Genomic DNA, 1969 nt, shown 5'->3' with positions numbered 1-1969 from the left:
CCCGCCGCGCCGCGCTCCTCCTCCGTCCGGCGCGGCCGGCGTTCCGGCGGCGTGCTGGAACGGCCACGCCCGGAGCCGAGTCCGGGCGTGCCGCGGCGGGCGGGACGAACGGGCGCGTCGTCCCAGTCGGCAGGCATGGCGGTACGCGGCTGGCCGGGCGTGTACGCCTCGATGTCCCAGTCGTCCTCGCGACGCAGACCGCGCCCACCGCCCGGCAGCGGATTACTCGTGTCCACCACGCGTTCGCGGTAGCGCGGCGGCTCGCCGCGGTAGCGGATCGGCGCTTCGCCGTCATCACCTGCCATGAAGGATCACCCCGCCAATGCTTTCGGAATGCTCGCGTGCTCCGGCAGAATCACCCCGCACCCGAGCGAGGCCGCGAAGGCCGCCGCCTGATAGCGATAGCACCGCCGGATCTTCAAGCGCGCCTGTGTGGACAGATCGCGCGTGATGGCCTCGATACGCGGCAGATCGCCGCGCAGGGGCTCGGTGATCGTCACCAGCGCCCCGAAGCGGGTCACGCCGTGCCCGCGCGCCTGCTCCTCGCGGGCCTGCTGCGTCGCGCCCACCCGCAGGGTGGCCGCCGCCGAGACGACACCGCGCTCGCTCTGCTGTGCCACCAGCGCGTTCTTGTAGTCGTCGTCGACGATCTCGGCGGCGTCGGCCGCCGAGTGCGGACGGTACACGATGGCGACGCGTTTGCGCGGCACTTCGGGATTGGGTGCGAGCAGGCGCTGCAACACCCGTTCGTCCACCGCGCCCTCCGGGGCGGTGTCCATCTCCCAGGTCACCGAGCGACCGCCGTCGTGCAGGAAGTTGTCCCAGCGCTCCTCATGCGAGACCGGCCCGGCATCGGCCCAGTCCAGACCGTGGCCGCCGGGTTCACCGACTGCGACCTCGAGATCGGCCTGCGCGGCCGGATCGTAACTGCGCCGGATGAAGGCGATCACCTCGTCCGCGGACATCGGCTGGGCACGCACGCCCGCCTCGGCCAGAGCCGCGCAGATCCCCGGCAGCCGGCGGCCGATCTCTACCGCCTCCTCCGCCGGATTCTTGCGGCGCTCGGCGGTGGTCGCCTTGAACGTGATCGACACGCGCGGCAGCAATTGCACACGCTCCTGGGGCAATTCGGTGGCCAGCTCGTACATCACCTGCTGCGCCAGATCCGGCGCCTGCGGGTGAGTGATCGTGGACACCTCGGTCAGCAGCCGGTTACCGGTCTCGGGCACGGTATCGATGACCGGAACGACCGCGATGATGTCGGAGGTCTGTCCCAGCGAGGCCAGGAAGGTGCCCCAGGCCGCGACCCAGCGATCGATCACCGGCTGGTCCACCGCCTCGTGGCCCTGCGGCCAGGCCCGCAGCACGACGGTGTACTGACCGAACTGCGGCAGATGGATCATGCCGAAGCTATAACCGCCGGCATCGATCCCCTCGTACAACTTCGACGGCGCCATCAGCCCCGGCAGCCGGGCGACCCCGCCGGGGATCCGGGAGAACCGCCCGCCCCGATAGACGTGCTCGCCCCGATTACGACCGCGTAGCCAATGGAACATCATCAATCCCGTCTCGTAGCCGGAGCGGCCCCCCGACCGCCACACCAGTGGAACCATCACCACGACGCCGATCCCGGCGACGAAGAACGCCGGTTTCGGACCCGCCACCAACGCCGTCAGCAGCGCGCTGATGACCACCACGAAGCCGAGCACCGTCTCACCCCAGCGCAGGCCGAAAAGACCTGCGCTGCGCGGCTTCTGCCAGAGCCCGTACGAGCGCCGCTCATAGGTTTCGGTCGTCGTCATCGTGGAATGGTGCTCCTGCCCAGGTCGGGTGAACGGTTGCCCCAACGGTCACCGGCGATGTCACCCATCGCCGCTTCACCGCGATTCAGACTGGCCGCGGCCGCGCGGGCGTTGGCGATATGGTTCATCGCGCGGGACGAGGTGTTCCCCGCTCCGGTCGTCGGCGG

At 70.3% G+C, this 1969-nt stretch carries 2 protein-coding genes; both read right to left on the bottom strand.

Translation table 11 applies throughout. The features are described from left to right. Nucleotides 1–305, bottom strand: a 305-nt coding sequence (locus tag NM2_RS09170) for a hypothetical protein (RefSeq protein ID WP_157120989.1), incomplete at its 3' end; no start/stop codon positions are given. A gap of 6 nt (nucleotides 306–311) precedes the next feature. Continuing rightward, nucleotides 312–1802 (bottom strand): SCO6880 family protein, encoded by a 1491-nt coding sequence (locus NM2_RS09165; protein ID WP_067666624.1) that lies wholly within the window; start codon nucleotides 1800–1802, stop codon nucleotides 312–314. Nucleotides 1803–1969: the final 167 nt, after the last annotated feature.

It is taken from the genome of Nocardia miyunensis NBRC 108239 (assembly GCF_001613065.1).
GTDB lineage: Bacteria > Actinomycetota > Actinomycetes > Mycobacteriales > Mycobacteriaceae > Nocardia > Nocardia miyunensis.
The sequence above is the reverse complement of the archived record's forward strand: the minus strand, read 5'-3'. Positions and strand labels throughout refer to the sequence as shown.